Here is a 24,650-nt window from a genome sequence, read left to right on the forward strand (position 1 = left end):
ATCTTCACAATATAGCTCGAATGAGGTATTTTAAATTTTGACTAACTTCTATATACTTGGTTAGAGTTGATGCGCCACATGCAGACAATCAACTGGAGGGGGCTGATATGAATGAAAACACTCATCTCTAAACATTGGCATTTGATGCTGATTGGTTTTGTAGCGCTGATCGTGGGCGGGTTTGTCTTGTTTTATTTTCAAGGGAGCGTGTCGTCGTTTCCGGCCAGTCAACCTAAACAAGCTCAGGAAGAGCCGGACAAGACCCAATACGAGATGGTTACAGTGGGTGTAAAAGGGGACGGTTTTTATCCTAAAAATATTGAAGTGAAAGCTGGCGTTCCGACCAAAATCAATTTCAAGAAAATGACATCCTTTACTTGCATTGATGAAGTACAGTCGTTGAAGATCGGAATGGACGTTTTTCTGGATCACGAAAATAATTATTTTACCGTCAAGGACCTGAAACCAGGGGTATATGAGTATAATTGCGGCATGTACATGTACTATGGGACGATCACGGTAAAATAAATCAATATCAGCTTTCCGGCACATTTGTGCTGGGAGGCTATTTTTTTGCCTTCGTACGAAAGAATCTATGATAATAGTCACAAAATGTTCAATGTTAGAAGGCGGATATAGCTCAAGTGGGTCAGGTTATGACAAGAAAAGGGAAGGTATGATGGAAGGAAACGATAGAGAAATGAAGGGGAAATATGAAAAAAAGAAGATTCATCCCAATGGTATGTATGCTTTTGAGCATAGCTGTACTAGCTGCTTGTTCCGGTACGAAAGAGAGTTCAACGCAAGCAGCGCAGCAGGCAAAGAAAGAACTGACCTTCCTGTTTAATTTCGCCAGTCAGACCGTTGATCCCAGCCTGGATTACACGCCGTTAAGAGCCGGAGTCGTGGAAACGTTGGTTAAGCTGGACGAGAACGTAAAAATCCAGCCGTGGCTGGCTACCCAATGGTCGAGCAAAGACGGGCAAAATTGGGAGTTTCAGATTCGTGACGGTGTCACCTTCCAAAACGGAAAAAAACTGACCGCAGAGACAGTCAAGCAATCGCTGGAACGCTCGATAGAGCTGAATCCGGGGGTTAAGCAGGTATTGCGAATTAAATCCATGAAAGCCTCCGGGCAAACGCTGCATGTGGTCACGGAAGAATCATTCCCTCAGTTCCCATCCGAGCTTGTTCATCCCAACACAGCCATTCTGGACACGGAAGCAGCAGATCCGGATAAGAAGCCAATTGGTACAGGGCCTTTCCAAGTGGAGTCCTTCACCGCAGGCACATCATTAAAGCTTACCCGTTATGATGGATATTGGAGTGGGGCGGCCAAGCTGGACCGGGCGGTTTTCGCTTTTAACGAAGATGCGAATGCGCGTTTATCCGCTATTTTATCCGGTGACGCAGATATCGTTTATCGCCCGCCTGTTGAAAGCATGGACAAAATGAAGCAAGACACTCAGCTCAGGTTGGACTCCGTGGTTAGCTTGCGCACACATGAGTTAATTTTTAACACGAAAAAGCCTCTGTTCCAAAATGTAAATTTGCGTAAGGCATTTGATGCCTTGGTCAATCGCGAGGAGCTGAAGGACGCCATTATGGGCGGTCAAGCTACGGTGGCACAAGGTCCGTTTTTGCCTGATTTCCCGTTTGTACCGGAATATCCAACCCGCAAGACCGGGACTGAAGAAGCGCTCAAGTGGTTTGAGGAGGCCGGACTTCAGGTGAACAACGGCAAAGTTACACAAAACGGGAAGCCCTTAACCTTAAAACTGGTGACCTATGCATCCAGGGCCGAGTTCCCCATCTTCTCACAAGCGTTGCAATCGGAAGCCAAGCAACTGGGTATTACGCTGCAAATCGAGCAGGTTGAAAATTACGAAGACTATTTGATGAACAATACGACTTGGGATTTGGGCATGTACAGTCCGTTGATTGCGCCTCGGGGAGATGCCAGCTACTTTTTGAATATATCGTTTTTACCGGACGGAACGCTGAATTATGGAAAAATAAACGATGAATTGTTGAATAAATGGATTTACCAGCTGGATCAAACCGTAGATACGGCAAAACGAAATGAACTGATCGTTCAAGCACTCACGCGAATTAATGACCAGACATACTATTCCTACCTGGTGCATCCGAACACGCTGGTTGTTTACAAAGACATTGTGAAAAACTGGGTAACCAGTAAAAGTGAATACTACATGCTCACCAATCAGTTGGATGTTGAAGCCAAATGATTCAGTTGCTGGGCAAAAGGCTGATCGAGTTTTTTCTGTTTATTTTTATTCTATCGCTCATCAGCTTCGCGGGAATCAAGCTTGCTCCGGGAGACGTGGTGCGACAACTGCTGCGTGTGGATGATGTGACATTTACGAACGAGCAAGTGGAGATCCAAAGGGAGATTATGGGCCTGAATCAGCCGATTATCGTGCAATATGGGGAATGGCTCTCCAAGTTCATGCGTTTGGATTTGGGGACTTCCTACATGACACATCGTCCGGTAACAGAAGAAATATGGACGAGAATGCCTGCGACGCTTCTTTTAACATGCACCTCCATTATGGTGCTGATCGTAGTTGCGGTTCCGTTAGGCGCTTGTTCAGCCTTGTATCCCAAGAAGTGGATTGATCGAGTCAGTCGCGTACTCGCCATCATGGGAGCATCCATCCCCAGCTTTTGGCTAGGACTTCTGCTTATCGAGGGGTTTTCGGTACGGTGGTCGATCTTTCCGTCGATGGGGAACGGTACTTTGATGCATCTGGTGCTGCCTTCGCTAACATTGGGGCTGACGATGGCTGCGGTATATGTACGTCTTATTCGTTCCAGTCTGTTAAACAGCTTGAGTCAGGATTTTATCCTGGGCGCAAGGTCCAGAGGAATTGGAAGGAAGCGTATTTTTTGGTTGCATGCGTGTCGCCATAGCTTGACTCCAGTCATGACCATGTTTGGTATCAGTGTGGGAAGCTTGCTGGGGGGAAGTGTTGTGGTAGAAACGATATTCGCCTATCCGGGACTGGGAAAGTTTATTGTAGAAGCTATTCATAACCGGGATTATCCGATCATTCAGGGATACATTTTATTTATGGGTGCTATCATGATGCTGCTTCACGTGGTGACGGATGTAACAGTGGGATACGTGAATCCTGAAATCCGCTTGAAGGAGGGAGGACATTGAGTAAATCCCGACTTCCTTTATTGTTGTTTATCGGTGGAATCGTTGCATTGTTCATTCTTCCAGAGTTTATGAAAAATGATCCGTTGCTCGTTTCGCTCTCTCGAAGAGTTCAATCTCCAAGTAGCGAGCATTGGTTGGGTACGGATGGCCTTGGCAGAGATGTGCTGTCGCGGTTGGCATATGGGGGGAGAAATACGGTTGGTGCAAGTTTGTTGATTCTTATTCTTTCTCTAAGCATTGGCATTCCGGCCGGGGTAGTGGCAGGGGTGATGGGCAAAGGAATAGACCGCTTGTTCATGCGGGTGTCGGATTCTTTTTTGGCTTTTCCCGATTACTTGATTGCCATCGTACTGACGGGCTTGCTCGGACCGGGGATTGTCAACCTGATGATTGCGATTGTATTAGTAAAATGGGTGGCTTACGCTCGTTTGGTGAGAAGCAGTCTGATGGCAGAAAAAGAGAAGGATTATATCTACAGTGCCCGCTTGAGCGGAGTACCGACGTTTCGATTGGTCCTCCAGCATTTGCTGCCAGCAGCTTTCAGAGAAATTGTGGTCGTAGCCACCCTGGATCTGGGCAAAATCATTTTAATGATCGCGGCATTATCCTATATTGGACTTGGGCTACAGCCGCCTGCTCCCGAATGGGGAGCGATGCTGAATGAAGGGCGGACTTATTTCCACAGTTCTCCGCTGGTGATGGTCATTCCCGGTGTAGCCATTATGCTGTTCGTTCTCTTATCCAATCTGATCGGGGATCAGCTACGGGATAGTCTGGATTCTCGGCCACGGGGGGAAGTGAAATGATGAACCTGCTGGAAATAGTCGGCCTGCATCTGAAATCTGAGCAAGGCACAATTGTGCGTGATCTCGATTTATCCGTTAGCGCGGGACAGTGTCATGCATTGATTGGTGAAAGCGGGAGTGGAAAAAGTATGACCTCGCTGTCGATTGGGGATATGCTTCCTGCGACAGTTTGGGTGGAATCCGGCAAGATTGAATGGTGCGGAAGTTCGTTACTCGCTATGTCCAAGACAAATAGAGAACGTCTACGAGGCAAGGAAATCGCTTATGTTTTTCAGGACTATGCCAGCGTGCTTACTCCGTTTATTACTATAGGCAAACAATTGGACGAAACGTTAAAAGCACATCATATGCTGGTACGCAAAAATCGAAAAGAGCGCATTGAGCAAGTCCTCGAACACGTTCAGTTACCGAAAGAAATATATAACCGTTACCCATTTCAGCTTAGTGGGGGCCAGCTACAGAGGGTCTCGCTTGCGGTAGTCATCATGCTGGAACCCAAGCTGCTGATTTTGGACGAGCCTACCACAGCATTGGATCAAACGAATGCCAACGAAATTTTACGCATCATTTCAGAGCTGAAAGAACGCACTCGATGTGGCATTTTGTTCATCTCCCATAATCTGAGAAACGTCAAGCGTTACGCCGATCAAGTTACTGTAATGCGAGAAGGTCAGGTTATTGAAACGGGAAGCACATTGCCATTGTTAAACAACCCGAAGCAGTCCTACACCCGAAGGCTGATTGAAGCCATTCCATCCTTGCATCCATCAACGGAAATGGTACATGAATCCATATAGAAATGGTGGAAGAAAATCTTTATGAATCCGGAACCTGTAACTGAACTTCTAGTCGTGAAGGACATTCAAAAATCTTACCACAAAAAGAAAAAAGTACTCGGCGGGGTATCGCTGACGATTCGAGCGGGTGAATGTGTGGGTCTAATCGGCGAAAGCGGTTGTGGGAAAAGCACATTGGCACGTTGTATCATGCTCATGCAAGTTATGGATTCAGGAACAATTTGGTTCCAGGGGAATCCTGTACAAGCGGGCAACCGGGAATCGTTAAAACGTTATAAAGGACAGATGCAGGCTGTATTCCAAAACCCGTCTGCGGCGTTGAATCCATGGTTTCGTTTATTGGAATCCGTTATGGAGCCCTTGGATCAGCTGGAACGAAAGGTTCCGTCTTTTTTGAAAAACTGTGGTCCAAACAGAAGAGAAATAGCAGGGAAGCTGCTGGGGTATGTGGGTTTATCACCTGAACTGCTGGATAGATATCCGCATGAAATCAGCGGTGGACAGAAGCAACGACTTTGCATAGCAAGAGCTATTAGCGTGGAACCGGCACTCATTATAATGGATGAACCCACATCCAGCCTGGACACCTTAATTCAGTCAGAAATGCTAAGCTTGCTCCAGGAGTTGCAGGGCAGGCTGGCATTTTCGTATTTGTTTATATCCCACGACTTACCTGTGGTGCAATATATGTGTGACCGGGTGCTGGTCATGCATGAAGGCCGTTTGGTGGATGAGTTTGTAAAGGAGGAATTATTTGCTCCGGACAGACATCCATATACCCGCCAATTAGTTGCAGAATATGATTAAGGGTTTGAACATACTTAGAGAATTGTATTACCCTTTACCTCTGATCAGCTTACATTGCTGGTCTTTTTGTTTTTATAAGATTTTCCTCAGGGAATTTACATTGAAACGGAGCAGGCGGAATGGTGCTGGACAAGCGAAGCGGTCGACTTAAAGCTTTCTGTAGGAAAGCTCGCATCGTAAGCATAAACTGCCACCGGATTTCTACCATTGTGTGTTTATTCAAGAAATCCGGGGGCAACAGCGATGGGAAGCACCATCCGCATGCGTAGTGGCACCCCATGTAAATCCCAACCCACCCCCTTATATCTAATTTTGAACTGATTTTTCTCCTAATTCGTCGGGTATTCGCTTCTGATCCGGCACAGTAAAATAATAGTAACTAGATACGAGGAGGAGCTTGCTATGGAATCTTCAACTGAAACCGCTTCCAATACTGGTACTGCGATTCCCGAATCCAATCGGGGCAGACCGCGGAGGGGACGCGGGCCGGAGCCCGCACATGGTAAAAAAGGCTTGTGGGACAGTGTGAAGCAGCAAAAATATCTTTATTTTATGTCCATTCCTTTCGTCATATGGGTGTTTATTTTTAGTTATCTTCCCTTGTGGGGCTGGACGATGGCCTTTCAAAATTATAAGCCTGCCAAATCCTTTTTGGATCAGAAATGGGTAGGGTTCGACAACTTTATTGAGCTTTTTCAGGATGAACGATTTTATCTGGTATTACGCAATACGCTGGCGATGAGCTTAATGGGCATTGTGTTTGGCTTTGTTGTACCGATCTTTTTTGCAATTTTGTTAAATGAGCTGAGGGGAATGATGTTCAAGCGCTTCGTGCAGACGGTATCTTACCTTCCGCACTTTGTATCCTGGGTGGTGGTTGCCGGATTGGTTACCAAGATGCTGTCCATTGATGGGGGGATCGTTAACGATATATTGATAGCGCTTCATATTGTGGATGAGCCGATTCAATTTATGGCCAAGGGGAGCTGGTTCTGGTACATTGTAACCGCTTCCGACATATGGAAAGAGACGGGCTGGAACACGATTATTTACTTAGCCGCGATCACCGGAATAGACCAGGAGCAGTATGAAGCTTCCCGTGTGGATGGGGCAAGCCGCTGGAGACAGATGTGGCATATTACGCTGCCGGGCATCCGCTCGACCATTGCCGTCCTGTTTATTATGGCGATTGGGCATTTGGTCAGCAACGGTTTTGAAAAGCAGTTCCTGCTGGGCAATAGTCTGGTAACAGATTATTCCGAAGTGCTGGATTTGTATGCATTGAATTACGGGATTAATTTGGGCCGCTTCTCTTACGGGACGGCGATCGGTATTTTCAATTCGTTGGTCAGCATTCTGTTGTTGTTTACGGCAAATGGCATATTCAAGAAGCTGACCAAAGAAAGCATCATGTAGGGAGGGAGAGGCGAAATGACAAACAAGGCTTTTAACGCGACCCGGTCTGAAAAGATGTTTGACCTGTTCAACTATATTCTTATGGCTCTAATCGTGGTAGTGACGCTGTATCCGTTTCTGAACGTACTTGCAATTTCCTTGAATAATTCGACGGACACGGTTCGTGGCGGCATTTATATATGGCCCCGCCAGTTTACAATCGAAAATTACAAAACAATTTTCCAATACGATGGCCTTCTTCAGGGGCTGCAGGTATCGATTTTACGTACACTGGTCGGAACGGTGCTGGGACTCATCTGTGCATCCATGCTTGCATTTACGCTGAGTCGGGTCGATTTTCGCGCCCGCAAATTCATTTCCACGTTTCTGGCATTGACGATGTATTTTTCCGGCGGGATGGTGCCTGTGTTTATTCTGATGCGTGATTTGCATTTGCTGGGCACGTTCTGGGTGTATATTTTTCCGACGCTGATTAGCGCGTTTAATGTATTTGTCATTCGTTCCTTTATGGATGGCTTGCCGTATGCGCTGCAGGAGTCTGCCAAGCTGGACGGAGCAAACGATTTTACAATATACTGGAAAATAATTCTACCGCTGTGTAAGCCTGTGCTCGCGACAATTGCTCTTTTTTTGGCGGTGAATCAATGGAACGCGTGGTTTGATACGTATTTGTACAACGGGACAGCTTCACAATGGACAACGCTGCAATACGAGCTGATGAAGGTACTGCAAAGTACACAGCAAGGCGGCTCCAGCATGACCAACAGCAATGATATGGCGAAGCAAATGGCACAGATTTCGCCAGAATCCATCAAAATGGCAATTACGATTACGGTTACACTCCCCATCCTGCTGGTATATCCGTTCCTGCAAAAGTATTTTGTAGGCGGCATGACGCTGGGCGCAGTGAAATCGTAACAGTTAAATCATTAAGAATACAGGAGGTTTCGAACATGAAAAAACACTGGTCCAGATTTGCACTCATTCCCCTGCTTGCGGTATCACTTGCTGCACTGGCAGGCTGTGGCGGGAGCCAAGACGCAGCAAAGGAGGGCTCATCCAGCGGAACTGATCCGATTACGTTTAGTTTTTTTGGAGCTGATCCGAGCCCGCAATGGAGCGGTATGAAGGATGAAATAGGCAAGGAAATCACGAAAAGAACGGGTGTAACCCTGAATGCTGAATTCGATGTCAGCGGCGGGGGCGGGAATGACCGCATTTCCTTGATGGCAGCAAGCGGAGAGTACCCGGATCTGGTTTCTGCCAAAGCAAATGTCAGCAAGCTGGTGGATGCCGGAGCGATGATTGATCTGACGGATCTGATTAACGAGCACGCACCGAATCTCAAAAAGCTGTACGGTCCCTATATGGATCGGCTGAAATACAGCAATAAGGATCAGGCTATCTATGTCATTCCTACGTACGCAGGTGTGGGGCAGAAGAGCTTTGATGCGACGGGTGGATTTGAAATCCAGCACAGGGTACTTAAGGAACTGGGGTATCCGAAGGTGAAAACATTACAGGATTTTGAGAACGTACTTAAGACTTATGCAGCCAAACATCCGACCATTGACGGCAAAAAAGCAATTCCCCTCACGCTGGATGCGGATGACTGGAGAATCATGATTACCGTAACGAATCCTGCCTTCCAGACGACAGGAGCGTCGGACGATGGCGAATATTTTATTGATCCCAAGACGTTTGAAGCCAAGCTTCATTACAAACGTCCGGAGGAAAAGGAGTATTTCCGCTGGTTGAACCATATGTACAATGAAGGGCTGCTGGATAAGGAATCATTTGTGCAAAAAAGTGACCAGTACAAATCCAAAATTGCCAGCGGTCGCGTCCTCGGTCTGATTGACCAGGAATGGGGCTATCTGGAAGCTGAAAATGCGTTAAAAACGTCAGGCAAGGCCGATGCCAGCTATGCGCATTTTCCAGTTACATTTTCGGAGGAATATAAGGATCATTCCTTTCAAGATGCAGGCTTCATGTCCGGTTATGGTGTAGGCATTACAGAGAGCTGTAAGGACCCGGTGCGGGCCATTAAGTTTCTTGATTATCTGGCTTCCGATGAAGGACAGGTGCTGGTGAACTGGGGGATCGAAGGTAAGCATTATGAGATCAAGGACGGCAAACGCATCATTCCGGCAAATATACTGGAGCAAAAAACAAACAACGCCACCAGCTTCAACAAAACAAGCGGAATGGATCTGTACACGTTGATCAGCGGACATTATGGTGATGGTGTGAAGGACCCTACGGGGAACTACTATACTACCAAATTTCCGGAACAAATTATCGCAGCCTATTCGGAGCCGGAAAAGGAGTCGCTCAAGGCGTATGGCGTAAAAACGTGGAAGGAGCTTTTCCCGGACGAAAAGGAATTTGAAGTCAAGCCATGGGGCGCAGCCTATAACCTGATGACAGACAATGAATCCAACTATAACGTTACGTTCAAAAAAACCACGGATATTATCCGCAAGCGTATACCGGAGGCTATTTTGGCACCGACCTCCAATTTTGACACCGTGTACGACAACATGATCAAAGAGCTGGATGCGGCCGGCGCTGTGCAAATGGAACAGCAGTACACGCAATTGGTGAAGGACAGAGTGGAGCTATGGAGCGGGAAGGCATCTAAATAACAAATCCATTAACCAAACTTTGAAATGCCGGATGACAGAGCACTTGTCCTAGGGGCAATACGGGATCGGTGCTCTGTTTTAGCTCAGGTGGGGAGGGTTTGACGTGACGAAAGGCGAAAAGCCGCAGCCTCTGCGGTTATGGTACCGCCAACCTGCTGAGGTATGGGAGGAAGCATTGCCCGTCGGCAATGGGAGACTCGGCGCTATGGTGTTTGGCGGGATCAGGGAGGAGCGTTTGCAATTAAACGAGGATACGCTCTGGTCTGGATTTCCCAGAGATGGCGTTCAATATGATGCTTTGCGATACTTGAAGCCCGTCAGAGAGCTGATTGCAGCTGGAAAATACAAGGACGCGGAACATCTGATCAATACGCACATGCTGGGTTGCGATACGGAAGCGTATCAGCCTCTGGGAGATTTGTGGATTGCGCAGGAGGGCCTCGGGGAAATCACGCATTATGAACGGGAACTGGACTTACCGACAGGCACAGCAGCAGTTGCTTTTCATAGCGATGGCATCCGATATACGCGTGAGGTTATCGCAAGTAGCCCAGATGGAATCATCATGGTATCGCTGACTGCGAATAGGGCTGGGCAGATTAATGCATCGGTGCGCATAACGACACCGCATCCTTGTGAGGATGAGGCAGGCGAGGATGAACATTTTGCTGTTTTATCCCAATGGGATAGCGATGTGGCTGAGGGACCATCCGATGAAGCGGCAAGGAACTGTATTACGCTGACCGGACGAGCGCCCAGTCATGTGGAATCCAATTATCACGGTGATCATCCGCAGTCGGTCGTTTACGAGCATGATCTGGGGATGGCTTTTGCGGTTCAGGCGAGGATGGTTTCCGAGGGAGGGATCGTAACGACGAAGGCTGACGGAACAGTCATCGTCTCGGGCGCCGATACACTCACGATATATTTGGCGGCGGCGACCGGATTTCGGGGATTCCATACGATGCCTGATAGTGATCCGGCGGAGTCAGCAGAGGTCTGCCAAGTCACTTTGGATAAGGTGATATCGCTGGGGAGCGAGCAGGTGCGACAGCGGCATGAGCAGGACCATCGCGCACTGTTCGACCGTGTCGCATTGGAGCTTGGGGGCGACACTCGAACCGAAGAGTCGATTCTGCCCACTGATCTGCGCTTGGAGCGTTATAAGCAAGGTGAGGCGGACCCGCGTTTGGAGGTGCTTTTATTTCAGTATGGACGCTACCTGCTCATGGGCAGTTCACGCCCGGGCAGTCAGCCCGCCAATCTCCAGGGCATCTGGAATGACCGGGTGCAGCCGCCGTGGAACAGTAATTATACAACCAATATCAATACACAGATGAATTATTGGCCGGCTGAAGTATGTAACCTTGCCGAGTGCCATGAGCCCCTGCTGCACATGATTGGGGAAATCAGCCGTACAGGACGCAGAGTGGCTTCCGTCAATTACGGCGCTCAAGGATGGGCAGCCCACCACAATGTAGACCTGTGGAGGTACGCCGGACCGTCAGGAGGCCACGCCAGTTGGGCATTTTGGCCGCTAGGGGGTGTATGGCTGACCGCTCATCTGTGGGACCGTTATCTGTTCACCCAGGATACAGCATACTTGGCGGAACAGGCTTATCCGCTGATGAAGGGTGCGGCTGCCTTCTGTATGGATTGGCTCGTAGAAGGCCCGAATGGTTGGCTAGTTACCTCTCCCTCCACATCACCTGAAAACAAATTTATAACACCGTCCGGCGAAGAGTGCAGTATATCCATGGGTTCTACGATGGATATGACACTGATCCGGGAACTGCTCGGCAACTGCATTCAGGCAGCGGATCTGCTGGAATTAGACGAAGAGTTCCGCAACCGCTGTGAAGAGACACAGCAACGGCTGCTGCCTTATCAAATGGGTCGTCATGGGCAGTTGCAGGAGTGGTTTGTCGACTTTGAGGAAGCGGAGCCGGGACATCGACATGTTTCGCATCTGTACGGATTGTACCCTGGCCGACAAATCCATATCCGCGATACTCCGGAGCTGGCAGAGGCAGCCCGCATATCTTTGTACAGGCGGCTGGATCATGGTGGAGGCTATACCGGATGGAGCTGTGCCTGGCTGATTAACCTGTACGCCCGCCTGGAGGATGGCGAGGCGGCGCATCGGTATGTTCGCACATTACTGTCGCGTTCGGCCTATCCCAATCTATTCGACGCTCACCCGCCTTTTCAGATTGACGGCAATTTTGGCGCGACGGCGGGCATCGCGGAAATGCTGCTGCAAAGCCGTCCGGGTGAGATAACCTTACTGCCTGCCCTGCCTGCAGCATGGTCGCAGGGACGGGTCAGCGGATTGCGGGGGCGTGGCGGGATGACGGTCAGCATAGAATGGTCCGGTTCCCGGCTCGTCCGTGCGGAACTTATCGCATCTGTCCCGGCAGGAAACTACAGCATTCGCTGTGCACAGCCCTTTAGCGCAGATGCCCGGCAAGCTCAGCCTGATCCAGAGCACGGCGGATTCATTCTGTCATGGATTTTTACCAAAGAGCAGGAAATAACGGACGGACATATAATTATCATTCATGGAGAGGAAGATCGAATATGACCATTTTTCAATTTCCGCAGGACTTTATGTGGGGAACGGCAACGGCAGCCTATCAAATCGAGGGGGCTTATCAGGAGGGGGGAAGAAGCCTGTCCATTTGGGATACCTTTGCCCATACGCCTGGTAAGGTGTTTAACGGAGATAACGGGAATGTAGCTTGCGACAGCTATCATCGCTACGAGGAGGATATCCGGCTGATGAAGGAGCTGGGCATTCGTACATATCGTTTTTCGGTGTCATGGCCGCGTATATTCCCGAATGGTGACGGTGAAGTCAATCAAGAAGGTTTGGACTATTATCATCGCGTAGTCGATTTGTTGAACGAAAACGGGATTGAACCGTTTTGCACATTGTATCACTGGGATTTGCCACAGGTGCTTCAGGATGCGGGAGGCTGGGAAAATCGCCGCACGATTCAGGCATTTGTCCAGTTTGCCGAAACGATGTTCCGCGAGTTTCACGGAAAAATACACCATTGGCTCACATTTAATGAACCGTGGTGCATCGCTTTTTTATCCAATATGCTGGGCGTTCACGCCCCTGGTCTGACGAATCTCCAGACAGCCATCGATGTGGGACATCATCTGTTGGTTGCACATGGCCTTTCTGTGCGTCGTTTCCGCGAGCTGGGCACCAGTGGTCAGATTGGCATCGCGCCAAATGTCTCATGGGCTGTGCCCTACAGCACTTCCGAGGATGACAAAGCCGCTTGTGCGCGCACGATTTCCCTACACAGTGACTGGTTTCTCCAGCCTATCTATCAAGGCTCATATCCACAGTTTTTGGTAGACTGGTTTGCGGAGCAGGGAGCCAGCGTACCGATTCAGGATGGGGATATGGACATCATTCGTGAACCGATAGATATGATCGGCATCAATTACTATAGTATGTCAGTGAATCGCTTTAATCCCGAAGCCGGGTTTCTTCAATCCGAAGAGATCAATATGGGACTGCCAGTCACGGATATCGGCTGGCCGGTGGAATCACGCGGGCTGTATGAGGTACTGCATTATTTGCAAAAATACGGCAACATCGACATATACATTACAGAGAATGGGGCATGTATCAACGATGACATCGTGAACGGCAAGATTCAGGATGACCGTCGTATTTCGTATATGCGTCAGCATTTGGTACAGGTACATCGGGCTATTCATGACGGGCTGCATGTCAAAGGATATATGGCATGGTCACTGATGGATAATTTTGAATGGGCAGAAGGGTACAATATGAGATTTGGCATGATTCATGTCGATTTCCGCACACAAATCCGCACCCCTAAGGAAAGCTATTACTGGTATCAAAATGTGGTCAATAATAATTGGCTGGAGACCAGACGCTAAAAAGATCTGCTTTGAAATAGCGGGGCTGGTTCCGTCTTCACTCCCTTTTGTTTGAACAGAAGGTCCTTCGGGGTAGTAATAGCCCACGATATGTTACAGGTTGTTCCAAGTATGTATAGACCAAAGGAATAGAAAAGCAAGATATGTGCATACTGACAAAAATACCTGACGAGGGCGTTTGAAACTATTTTTAGACCGGAGGGAGTGAAGGGTATGGCTGCAAATTATAGGAATTCAGGATCAACTGACAACCAAATGAGCCGCACGGTATCAGTTATCGCGTGGATTGCCTGCATTGCAGGTATTATCCTTATTTTGTTTGATCTAGGGAATTTAAGCGATCGTAATATATATTTAATGGTAGGTATTGGCTGCTTCGTTGCTGGCATATTTATTTTTCTCATTGGGAAAGCGTTTGTCATTGCCCGTAAGAAGGAAGACCAGGAAAACGGCCGCAGTTAACATAAATAAAAATGAAAGAACATATCCAATAAAACAACATCGTGGGTCTTCGAGCAGTGTAGCATGATAACTGTACGGAGGCCCGCTTTTTGCTTTAATATAGCTTCTTTGCGATACATAAATATCGTATTTTATGTCATTTTTTTAGTAATAAATGATTTTTGAATTTGCAAGAGAAAATTTATTTTTAGAGAGATTTTTCACAAAAAACGGACAAATAATCGACAATTTTGTTAACAATAAAAAAAGTGACTGCTTTTCTGCTATCTTATAAGGGGCAACATTACAGGAGTTCGTTAGTTTTGAGTAATTTACTATTTCTAAGGAGAGGGGAACAACATGAACAAAAAACCAAAAGCGATTATTGCGTTGGTTTTGACCGTGCTCACGGTAGCATTGCTCATTTGGACGTGTTTTTATGCTGGCGGAAAATACGTTGTTTTCGATCCGAAAGGACCCGTTGGGCAAGCACAAAAAGAGCTGATCATTATTACGACGGCCTTGTCTGCGCTTATAATTGTACCGGTCATGATTTTGACTTTCTTCATTATTTGGCGCTATCGTGACTCAGCCACTAACAAAGTAAAGTATCAACCCCACTGGGATGACAGCAAAAAGCTGGAAACCGTGTGGTGGGCTATTCCGATTATCGTTATTTGTATTATTGCGGTCATCACTGCGAGATATACCTACTTGCTGGAGCCTTCCAAGCCGTTGGCAAGTACACAAAAGCCAGTAACCATTCAAGTGACTTCACTGGACTGGAAATGGCTCTTTATGTACCCGGAGGAAGGTATAGCTACAGTTAACCAGGTTCACATTCCTAAAGGTGTTCCAGTCCGTTTTGAACTGACTGCCGATGCCCCGATGAACTCGTTCTGGATTCCGCAATTGGGCGGTCAAATCTACACCATGTCAGGCATGGCTATGAAACTGCATTTGCAGGCCGATCACGAAGGAACTTACTTTGGCTCGGGTGCAAACTTTAGCGGTGAGCATTTTGGACAAATGCGATTTGATGTAGAAGTCCAGTCGGATGAAGAGTATAAAAACTGGGTCGCTGACATCAAGAAGCAGTCCAAACCGTTGACAAAGGACGGCTATTTGGCGCTTGCAAAACCAGGTTTGTCCCAGCCTGATGAGTATTCTTCGATTCCCGACGGATTGTTCCAGGACATCGTAACCAAGTACGTAGTAGACGGTGCTTCCAACCCGCATGCAGGACATGGCGAAGGAGCATCCGCTGAAAACTCTTCCAAGTCAGGCACAGAAGTTAAAGGTGCAATGGACATGAGTCATATGAATATGAGCGGACACAATTAAATGATTATAGGGAAGGAGGCTCCCAATGCTTGATAAAATAAAAGAGTTTGCATCCACTTTCTTCGTCACTGGAGATCCGATGATTTATGGAGCGGACGTTTCCATCGCTCTTGCGACGATCGGGATCGTGTTTGTACTCACTTATTTCAAAAAATGGGGCTGGCTTTGGAAAAACTGGTTGACGACCGTTGACCATAAAAAAGTCGGTATCATGTATATTCTTGCGTCCATCCTGATGCTATTCCGCGGTGGCGTGGATGCATTATTGATGCGTATTCAACTTGCTTCACCGGATGTTACACTGCTGCATCCTGAGCATTACAATCAGATCTTTACAACACATGGCACGATCATGATCTTGTTTATGGCGATGCCTTTGATGTTTGGTTTGTTTAATATCGCGGTACCGCTTCAAATTGGTGCGCGAGACGTAGCGTTCCCTTTCCTGAACGCACTGAGCTTCTGGCTTTTCTTTATGGGAGCGATGCTGTTTAACCTGTCCTTCGTTATTGGCGGTTCGCCAGATGCAGGCTGGTTGAGCTACCCGCCGCTTTCCGAACTACAATTTAGTCCCGGTGTTGGCGAGAACTTCTATATCTGGGGTATTCAGATTTCCGGTATAGGTTCATTGGCTACAGGGATCAACTTTATTGTTACCATTATTAAAATGCGCGCACCTGGTATGACCTGGATGAAAATGCCTGTCTTTACGTGGTCCGTATTTTCATCATGTGTTATTATCATTTTCGCGTTTCCGATTCTGACGATAACATTGGCCCTGCTGTTCCTTGACCGTTTTGGGGGAGGACACTTCTTTACCCTTGATTTTGGCGGTAACCCGATGATGTATATCAACCTGATCTGGATGTGGGGTCACCCTGAGGTATACATCGTAGTCTTGCCTGCCTTCGGTATTTATTCCGAGGTCATCAGTGTATTCTCTAAAAAGAAATTGTTTGGCTACAAATCCATGGTTTACGCCATGTTCATGATTGCCATCTTGTCCTTCTTCACCTGGGCGCATCACTTCTTCACGATGGGATCAGGCGCAGATGTGAATGCATTCTTTGCCATCTCGACGATGGTTATCGCAATACCGACAGGGGTTAAGGTATTTAACTGGCTGTTCACGATGTATCGGGGTAAAATCGAATTTAAAACTCCGATGATGTGGTCTATTGCTTTTATTCCGAACTTCCTGATTGCAGGTTTGACGGGCGTCATGTTGTCTGTAGCGCCTGCAGACTTCCAGTTCCATAACAGCTACTTCCTGATCGCTCACTTTCACTCCGCTCTGATTGGCGGTGTAGTGTTCGGTTATCTGGCAGGTCTGTACTACTGGTGGCCTAAAATGTTCGGCTTCACGCTGCCTGAAACGCCTGGTAAATGGGCTTTCTGGTTCTGGAACATCGGATTCTATGTATGTTTCATTCCGCAGTATTCCCTCGGTCTGATGGGTATGACACGTCGTCTGAGCACTTACGGCTGGGATACTGGCTGGCAGCCGCTTAACCTTGTTTCAACCATTGGAGCATTCCTGATGGGGATTGGTTTCTTGTTCCAGGTTCTTCAAATTCTTCTGGGTATCAAAAATTTCCGCAAGCTGAAGGATACAACAGGCGACCCTTGGGGTGGTCATACGTTGGAATGGTCGATTCCTTCACCTGCACCGGAGTATAATTTTGCTACCATCCCGCAAGTAGAAGAACGTGACGACTGGTGGGCAGAGAAAGACAAACGTGCAAAAGGTATTTTCAGAAAGCAACCGCCAATTGAAGCAATTCATATGCCGAAAAATTCGGCGATTCCGTTCATTATGTCAGTGTTCTTTTTCATCGCAGGCTTTGGGTTCGTATTCGGTTGGTCGTTCTTCTATATTCCAGGGCTGCTCGGTGTGGCAATTTGTATGATTTGCCGCTCGTTCTTCTCCTATGATGCCGACTACTACATTCCTGCCGATGAAGTAAAACGCACGGAAGCCGCAATAAGGGGGTCTGTATAATGGCACAAGCTGCAGCACATCACAGCCATGATCATGACCACGGGCATCACGATCCGCAAGAATTGAAGATGCTTGGTTTCTGGATCTTCCTTGTGACGGACGTGATCCTGTTCAGTACCTTGTTTGCTACCTTCGTTGTCCTTCGGAACAATACGGCCGGAGGGCCGGGGGGCGCAGAGCTGTTTAACATGACAGGGGTTATTATTGAAACGTTCCTCTTGCTTACAAGCAGCTTTACAAGTGGTCTGGCCGTGTTGGCCATGAATAAAGGAAGCCTGAAGGGATTAATCAGCTGGTTAATCGTGACAGCGGTCCTGGGTCTTGGTTTTATCGGTTTTGAAGTTTACGAGTTTGTTGAAATGGTACACGAAGGAGCCAATTTTGGAACCAGTGCGTTCTTGTCGGCATTCTTCACACTGGTCGGTACGCACGGACTTCACGTTTCCTTGGGTCTGGTGTGGATGATCGGACTCATGTTTCAGGTGAAAAAGCGTGGGCTTACTCCTGAAACGAAAGGTAAAGTCTCAGCACTGAGCTTGTACTGGCACTTTTTGGACGCTGTCTGGATCTTCTTGCTGTCAGTTGTCTATTTGATGGGGGTGATGTAGGTGGCACAGCATCAATCAGGAGCAGGTTCGCATGGTCATGATGATTCTCACGGTTCAGTGAAATCCTATGTTATCGGGTTTATTCTGTCCATCGTACTGACCGTCATTCCGCTCGGTGTGGTTATGAATCATATGTTGAGCCGCACTTCAACCATGGTCGTTATTTTGGCCACGGCAGTGCTGCAATTTCTGGTTCAGCTTTTCTTCTTCATGCATATCCGTGAGAGCAATGGACCACGCTGGAATGTCATGACTTTGATCCTCGGGGTTGTTATCCTGTTGACCATTGTTGGTGGTTCCGTATGGATTATGGAATACAATATGGTAGCACACTAATCAATGGTGTGAGCAACACTATATGATAAAGGGATCGGCTTAAAGCCGATCCCTTTTTTTTGTGCATCTATTTCGAAACATAAACTGTGGCTTCTTGAACTCAAGTTTGCATATGTGTAAAATGGAATTGTATAACAGAAGAGTAAAAACGATAATACTATTGAGACTGGAGGATAAAAGTAATGAATACCGAATTATTGTTTGCGCCTTTTAAGGCAGGGAATTTATCTCTTCCCAATCGGATTGTTATGGCTCCAATGACACGGAATTTTTCCCCCCAAGGTATTCCGGGACATGACGTTGCCGAGTATTATCGTCGCCGTGCGGAAAATGCAGTGGGCTTGATTATTACCGAGGGAACCGCAATTAATCACCCTGCGGCTGTGGAGACCACAGGTATTCCCAACTTTTACGGTGATGGATTGAAAGGGTGGGTCAAGGTAGTGGAAGAAGTGCATGCGGCTGGCGGCAAAATTATCCCCCAGCTCTGGCATGTAGGTACTGCCCGCAAAATAGGCGCGGCGAACCAGCCGAATCCTGAGGCGCTGCCTGTTGGTCCGTCCGGGATCTCTCCTGCTGGTGAAAAAGTAGTTGAGCCGTTGACCGAGACCGAGATTGCAGATATTATCGCAGCCTATGCCCAGGCCGCAGCGGATGCCAAGCGGGTCGGCTTCGATGGCATAGAGCTTCATGGAGCACATGGCTATTTAATTGATCAGTTTTTCTGGGACAAAACGAACAAGCGTACAGATCAATACGGAGGCAATTTGGTCCAGCGTACCCGGTTTGCGGTAGAGGTCATTGAGGCTTGTCGTCGTGCAGTGGGCCCGGATTTTCCGATTGTACTACGGTTTTCCCAGTGGAAGATGTACCATTATGGAGAAAAATTGGCGCAGACACCGGAAGAACTTGAACAGTTTCTGGCTCCATTGGTGAAGGCCGGGGTGGATGTATTCCACTGCTCAAGCCGCCGTTTTTGGGAACCGGAATTTGAGGGTTCTGATCTAACTTTAGCTGCTTGGACCAAAAAGCTAACAGGCAAGCCCGTTATTACTGTAGGCTCCATTGGCTTGGAGAAGGCGTTTTTGAGTGAACTGGAAAAACCTCATCATAATGAGATTGATAAAACTAAGATCGATAAATCAAACAGTGTTCAGGCGAGACTGGAACAGCTTGTTGGGCTAGTAGAGCGGGAAGAGGTTGATTTGGTTGCAGTTGGACGGGCTTTATTGGTAGACCCGGCATTTGCGGTCAAGCTGCGCGATCATCAGACAGAAGAAATTATCCCTTACAGTGATGAAGTTTTGAAATCATTGAATTAAGCTTGCTTGAATGCAACATCATAGAGTGCGAATAGAGGCAGCCAATGGAGACTTGAAATTTCTCTGTTACAGGGCAAGCTGTAATATAAGCTATTCGTAAACTCTACGAATTTGCTATAATAGAAGCATCAAGTCGAAATACACGGGGTGAAAAGAATGAATTCTGAAACGGAAGCTTTGGATTGCGAGCCGACTTGTCACGGTTCAGACCAGGAAATTGAGCGCATAAAATCTTCTCTTGTCGAGGATTCCATCGCATACAAAATGTCGGAGTTGTTCAAAGCGCTGAGCGATCCGACACGGATCAAGCTTATATACGCCCTGGCTCAAAAAGAACTGTGCGTTCATGATCTGACTCAGGTGTTGAACATGGGGCAATCTGCGATATCCCACCAGCTTCGCTATTTGCGCAACTTACGTATTGTCAAACGGCGCAAGGAAGGCAAGACGGTGTTTTATTCGCTGGATGATAACCATGTGGAGCAGATTTTTTTGCAAACCCACCAGCACATTTCACATCAATAGTTTTATTGGATATACATCAGCAGGGCGCCAAAGAATTGGCGCTCTTTTGGTGTATGTCCAGTGAATTTGATTTTTTTATGAACATGGGCCATTATCATTGACTTCTGACATTAATTCTGAATATAATGGCCTTAACAAATATTATATGAACAAGTGCTCATATATAGTTATTGGAGGCCAATAAATATGGATGCTCTGAAAAAAACGGAACGTCACGAATGGATTCTGGATGGTTTGGATTGTGCCAACTGTGCTTTAAAGATAGAAAATGGAGTTAGTAAAATAGAAGGCGTCCTCGATTGCTCGGTCAATTTTGTTACGAAGACGTTGACGATGACCGCAAGCTCGGACCAAAAAGAAGAGATTTTTCGCCAAACGGAACAAAAGGTCCACAAGCTGGAGCCTCACGTTCGGATGATTGTCAAAAATAAGCGGGGACGTTTGCGTGAAGATAATCGAAGTGAAGCTGGCACAGTGCATACAGGCAGCACGGAGGACTGCGCATGCGGTCATGAGCATGCTGGACATGATCACTCGCATGCTACCTATGATCATAGCCATGAAGCCCATGGCGGAGAAGCTCATGCGCACAGCGGGCATGACCATGCCGACCATGCACATGACAGTCACGCCGGTCATACACATGATCACGGTACGGATGGTATGCGCCGTATGATTACGCGCTTGGCTGCCGGCGCAGTCATTGCAGCTGTTGCCTGGTGGTTGCCGGTGGAAGGTGTGGGCAAGCTGGCTCTGTTTTTGCTGGCATATATCATCGTCGGCGGTGATGTGGTCCTGCAGGCTGCACGCAGCTTGGTGCGGGGAATGGCCTTTGATGAGTACTTCCTGATGACACTGGCAACTGTTGGTGCCTTTGCAGTTGGAGAATACCCGGAAGGCGTAGCCGTCATGTTCTTTTATCAAATCGGAGAGCTGTTTCAAGGCATCGCTGTCAACCGTTCCCGCAAATCCATCAGTGATCTGATGGATATTCGACCGGACTATGCCAACCTGAAGACGGCTGATTCTGTACGGAGGGTTTCGCCAGAGGACGTGCGGATAGGTGATTTGATCGTAATCAAGCCGGGAGAGAAGATTCCGCTCGACGGCAAGGTTGTGGACGGTAAGTCGCATGTGGATACCTCAGCTTTGACAGGTGAATCTGTGCCTCGTACCGTTGAGCCGGGAAGCAGCGTATTGAGTGGATTCGTGAATACGAGCGGACTTCTGACTGTGGAGGTCAGCAAGGAATTTGGCGAATCCACCGTCTCCAAAATTTTGGAGCTGGTACAAAATGCGAGTGCCAAAAAAGCGCCGACTGAAAAGTTCATCACCAAGTTTTCCAGGTACTATACTCCTGTTGTGGTTATTGTTGCGCTGCTGCTGGCGGTCGTTCCGCCGCTTGTTGTACCAGGTGCACAGTTTGCAGATTGGGTATATCGTGCGCTTGTTTTCCTCGTTATCTCTTGTCCTTGTGCACTGGTGGTATCTATTCCGCTCGGCTTCTTTGGCGGAATCGGGGCAGCTTCACGTTCAGGTATCCTGATCAAGGGCGGGAACTATCTTGAAGCCCTGAATCATGTAAAATATGCTGTTTTTGATAAAACAGGTACACTCACCAAAGGTGTTTTCCGTGTGACAGGGATTTATCCTGCGGATGACTTTACGAAGGAAAGCCTGCTGGAAACCGCTGCATTGGCAGAGCTGCACTCTACGCATCCTATCGCAGCATCTCTGCGTGAATCCTTTGGTCAAGAGCTTCCAGCTGAACGGGTTCAGCAATATAGTGAAATATCCGGTCACGGGATTCAGGCACAGATTGATGGTCGTCTGGTGTTGGCCGGGAATGCGAAGCTGATGGAGCGGGAGCATGTTGCTTTTGGTGCAGCGCAGCAGGCAGGGGCGTTGGAAGAAGGAACGGTCGTTCATGTTGCCGTGGATGGAGTTTATGCCGGATGCATTTTGATCTCGGATGAGGTCAAGGAGGACGCGGCGAAGACAATTGCTTCATTGAAAAAGCTGGGTGTGGTGAAAACCATCATGCTAACGGGTGACAATCGGACGGTTGCTGAGGCTGTAGGGCGCCAGCTCGGTCTGGATGAAGTGCGGGCGGAGCTGTTACCTCAGCATAAAGCCGAAGCGATTGAGCAACTGTCTGCAAATAAGAAGACGAGCGACAAGGTTTTATTTGTGGGCGATGGGATTAATGATACCCCTGTACTGGCGCTGGCAGACGTAGGTGTAGCGATGGGTGGTTTGGGTTCGGATGCTGCGATTGAGGCGGCGGATATCGTAATCATGAACGATGAGCCTGCAAGACTGGTTACGGCGATTCATATCGCCAAGCGCACACGTCGCATTGTATGGCAAAATATTATATTTGCGCTGGGTGTCAAAGCGGTATTCCTCACGCTCGGCGCGTTTGGTATTGCTACCATGTGGGAGGCTGTATTTTCCGATGTGGGTGTGACGCTGCTGGCTGTATTGAATGTGATGCGTGTATTGAAGGCCCGCTCTTATGAATAAAACTTACGAGTAAAAAATCAAACACTTCCGGATTAACATGGGATGTATGTATCCTGTGAAATCCGGGGGTGTTTTTTTATAACCAGCACGTTTCGAATGGTGTTTGTTGTCAGCAGTAATGGAGGTTGATTTTATGATTTCCGATCGTTGTACAGAGATGTATAAATGTGGGCTGTACCTAATACGCTAAGGTAGGGACTTTACAGCAAAGCTCATCTGAATTCCATTTGGCGTTTAATTAGTAAGCGTTTTCTTTTTTGGTGGGATACTCGAATTCTTGTATGCCAACCTGCTGGCGGAAGAAAGGAAGGATTAGTAGCATGGAGGCTAAACTGATGCATGTATTCGCAGAGCTGTTGAATAGCAAAAGCAGCCGGGATCGCGAAGACCCTGAGCCGGGAAGAGAGGCTGCTGCACAGAGACTGGCTATCGAGTCGGTGCTCGCCGGGCGCAATGAAGTATCTGCCTCACAGCAGGAAGACCCGTTGGGCTGGCTGATCGGAATAGTCGAACAGGGCAAGATCAGCCAAGGGAAGGCGTTGCTGGCTGCGGACCCTGAGTTGCTTTGGGAAACGTTACTGAATATGCGCAACGATGACAGGGAAGCGATGACCAGACTACTGGAATGGAGCGATGAATACAGGTACGCACCTATACGAATCTATGCGGATGCTCCTGCAAATGCCAGTCGTATAAGCACAGAACCAGCACCAAGACTGGAAGTAGGAAGTCTTGACGGCTACAGTCTTCTGCATGGTCCCTTGTCACAGACTTCTAGCCGTGTAGCGGAATTATGCTATGCCTATCTGGATGCTGCAGAGTCTGGGCAGATGAGTCATGTTTCTGACGGGGAGCCCAATCCCATCCTTATTCCCGGCTCCTGTGCATCAGACACTTACAAAAACTTTAACCAGGCATCAGGCTTGCCTGGATTGTGTGAGCATTTGTCCCGGCGAATCATCGGCTTGCTCGAAACAGAGTATGAAGGCTTGTTCGAGTCGCTAAACGGATCACCGCTCACGATAGCCCTGATCGAACAGACCAACGCAGTCGGGATCGGAAGCCTGCAAGATATGCAAATGGAGGCCTTGCTGCGTGCAGCGTTGCGAAGTGTACGACAGGGGAGAGAACCGCAGTTGGAGATTGTAGTGCGGAATCCGGCTGATGTGAACCAATTCAGAGCAACCCGAGACTGGATTGACGGCGTTGCGGAACAAACCTTATGTGGACATCTGCGGTGCATTCCATACCGGGTAGGTGTGCTTTTGACGGTTGACGTGTCTATGACGCCTGGCGTAAGTCAGCCACGGAGCGGCCAGGACGAACGTTCCGGGAAGCACGCCGGCGCCAATAGCAAGCCGGAAGTGAAAGCGTGCCAGATCAAGCAGACAGCCCAAGTAGCAGGTATGGCACGTTTTGCAGATACGGTGGTTTTGGAAGTTGCACCGATTCCATCTTATGATGATGCCGTGGATCGATTGAGTCATTCCGTTGCTGGTGGTTCTAAGAACGCCAATGATACGATAGAATGCATGACGCACGCTATTCGGGGGGTAAAGCCTGAGCTTCCCATCTGGTTGGCATTAGATGAAATTCACCAGTCACTGGATGGGCCTGCAATCTGGGGGAGCGAGCTAACAGGTGTCATTTGTCCAGATGGAGCAGTCCCCTTTGCATGTCTAGCGGCTGCGCGTTATGGACTTTTGCAGCAAGCAGAGCAGCAACATAGCTCTGATGCTTTACACAAGCACGCACAGCAATGACTGCTTCAAATTAAAAAGGGTACCCATATTATCTTCATGGGTATCCTTTTTAATTTGGGACCTTGCGGGTTTACAACAAGAAATGAAGGGTATATAATAAAATAAAAGTTTCATTAAACCAAAATAATTGTATTAGTGCAAAAATGATTATCATTCTCATTGTAAAACATGCTGCTTCGGGCTTCCCGAAGCAGC

The 24,650-nt window shown here is 47.9% G+C and carries 20 protein-coding genes; all 20 read left to right on the forward strand.

What is annotated here, in order from left to right:
- Window positions 1-111: 111 nt before the first annotated feature.
- Entirely contained in the window at window positions 112-528 is a 417-nt protein-coding gene (locus tag KQI_RS0100230) for a cupredoxin domain-containing protein (protein WP_010344628.1), read from the forward strand.
- Window positions 529-737: 209 nt separating this feature from the next.
- The gene (nikA, locus tag KQI_RS0100235; protein WP_010344629.1) at window positions 738-2,249 is read left to right on the forward strand and encodes a nickel ABC transporter substrate-binding protein; all 1,512 of its coding nucleotides are present in this window, start codon (window positions 738-740) and stop codon (window positions 2,247-2,249) included.
- The gene (gene nikB / locus KQI_RS0100240; RefSeq protein ID WP_010344630.1) at window positions 2,246-3,187 is read left to right on the forward strand and encodes a nickel ABC transporter permease; all 942 of its coding nucleotides are present in this window, start codon (window positions 2,246-2,248) and stop codon (window positions 3,185-3,187) included. The genes nikA and nikB overlap by 4 nt, the downstream gene beginning before the upstream one ends.
- Entirely contained in the window at window positions 3,184-3,993 is an 810-nt protein-coding gene (gene nikC / locus KQI_RS0100245; protein WP_010344631.1) for a nickel transporter permease, read from the forward strand. The genes nikB and nikC overlap by 4 nt, the downstream gene beginning before the upstream one ends.
- Window positions 3,990-4,790 (forward strand): ATP-binding cassette domain-containing protein, encoded by an 801-nt coding sequence (locus KQI_RS0100250; RefSeq protein WP_138984770.1) that lies wholly within the window; start codon window positions 3,990-3,992, stop codon window positions 4,788-4,790. Before nikC ends, KQI_RS0100250 begins: the two co-directional genes overlap by 4 nt.
- A gap of 21 nt (window positions 4,791-4,811) precedes the next feature.
- Window positions 4,812-5,597: an ABC transporter ATP-binding protein gene (locus KQI_RS0100255; protein ID WP_010344633.1), complete on the forward strand. Its 786-nt coding sequence runs from the start codon at window positions 4,812-4,814 to the stop codon at window positions 5,595-5,597.
- Window positions 5,598-5,999: 402 nt separating this feature from the next.
- A complete protein-coding gene (locus KQI_RS0100260) occupies window positions 6,000-7,013 on the forward strand; it encodes an ABC transporter permease (protein WP_010344634.1) in 1,014 nt (337 codons plus the stop codon).
- A 15-nt stretch (window positions 7,014-7,028) separates the two neighbouring features.
- On the forward strand, window positions 7,029-7,931 hold the full coding sequence (locus KQI_RS0100265; protein ID WP_010344635.1) for a carbohydrate ABC transporter permease: 903 nt from the start codon (window positions 7,029-7,031) through the stop codon (window positions 7,929-7,931).
- Between the two features lie 35 nt (window positions 7,932-7,966).
- Window positions 7,967-9,661 (forward strand): ABC transporter substrate-binding protein, encoded by a 1,695-nt coding sequence (locus KQI_RS0100270; protein ID WP_010344636.1) that lies wholly within the window; start codon window positions 7,967-7,969, stop codon window positions 9,659-9,661.
- A gap of 103 nt (window positions 9,662-9,764) precedes the next feature.
- Window positions 9,765-12,245, forward strand: a complete 2,481-nt coding sequence (locus KQI_RS0100275) for a glycoside hydrolase family 95 protein (RefSeq protein ID WP_010344637.1) — start codon at window positions 9,765-9,767, stop codon at window positions 12,243-12,245.
- Window positions 12,242-13,588 (forward strand): GH1 family beta-glucosidase, encoded by a 1,347-nt coding sequence (locus KQI_RS0100280; protein WP_010344638.1) that lies wholly within the window; start codon window positions 12,242-12,244, stop codon window positions 13,586-13,588. The genes KQI_RS0100275 and KQI_RS0100280 overlap by 4 nt, the downstream gene beginning before the upstream one ends.
- 213 nt (window positions 13,589-13,801) lie before the next feature.
- Window positions 13,802-14,050 (forward strand): hypothetical protein, encoded by a 249-nt coding sequence (locus KQI_RS0100285; protein WP_010344639.1) that lies wholly within the window; start codon window positions 13,802-13,804, stop codon window positions 14,048-14,050.
- 339 nt (window positions 14,051-14,389) lie between these two features.
- A complete protein-coding gene (gene cyoA, locus KQI_RS0100290) occupies window positions 14,390-15,373 on the forward strand; it encodes a ubiquinol oxidase subunit II (RefSeq protein WP_010344640.1) in 984 nt (327 codons plus the stop codon).
- 25 nt (window positions 15,374-15,398) lie between these two features.
- A complete protein-coding gene (locus KQI_RS0100295) occupies window positions 15,399-17,375 on the forward strand; it encodes a cbb3-type cytochrome c oxidase subunit I (protein WP_010344641.1) in 1,977 nt (658 codons plus the stop codon).
- Window positions 17,375-17,983 carry a cytochrome o ubiquinol oxidase subunit III gene (gene cyoC, locus KQI_RS0100300; protein ID WP_010344642.1) on the forward strand — a complete coding sequence of 203 codons (609 nt, stop codon included), beginning with the start codon at window positions 17,375-17,377 and terminating at the stop codon, window positions 17,981-17,983. Before KQI_RS0100295 ends, cyoC begins: the two co-directional genes overlap by 1 nt.
- Window positions 17,984-18,319, forward strand: a complete 336-nt coding sequence (gene cyoD / locus KQI_RS0100305; RefSeq protein WP_010344643.1) for a cytochrome o ubiquinol oxidase subunit IV — start codon at window positions 17,984-17,986, stop codon at window positions 18,317-18,319.
- Between the two features lie 182 nt (window positions 18,320-18,501).
- Window positions 18,502-19,641, forward strand: a complete 1,140-nt coding sequence (locus tag KQI_RS0100310; RefSeq protein ID WP_010344644.1) for an NADH:flavin oxidoreductase — start codon at window positions 18,502-18,504, stop codon at window positions 19,639-19,641.
- A gap of 156 nt (window positions 19,642-19,797) precedes the next feature.
- Window positions 19,798-20,166, forward strand: coding sequence for an ArsR/SmtB family transcription factor (locus tag KQI_RS0100315; RefSeq protein WP_010344645.1), 369 nt, complete (start codon window positions 19,798-19,800; stop codon window positions 20,164-20,166).
- A gap of 186 nt (window positions 20,167-20,352) precedes the next feature.
- The gene (locus tag KQI_RS0100320; RefSeq protein ID WP_010344646.1) at window positions 20,353-22,692 is read left to right on the forward strand and encodes a heavy metal translocating P-type ATPase; all 2,340 of its coding nucleotides are present in this window, start codon (window positions 20,353-20,355) and stop codon (window positions 22,690-22,692) included.
- 320 nt (window positions 22,693-23,012) lie between these two features.
- On the forward strand, window positions 23,013-24,455 hold the full coding sequence (locus KQI_RS0100325; protein ID WP_010344648.1) for a hypothetical protein: 1,443 nt from the start codon (window positions 23,013-23,015) through the stop codon (window positions 24,453-24,455).
- Window positions 24,456-24,650: the final 195 nt, after the last annotated feature.

This window comes from Paenibacillus peoriae KCTC 3763 (genome assembly GCF_000236805.1).
Taxonomy (GTDB): domain Bacteria; phylum Bacillota; class Bacilli; order Paenibacillales; family Paenibacillaceae; genus Paenibacillus; species Paenibacillus peoriae.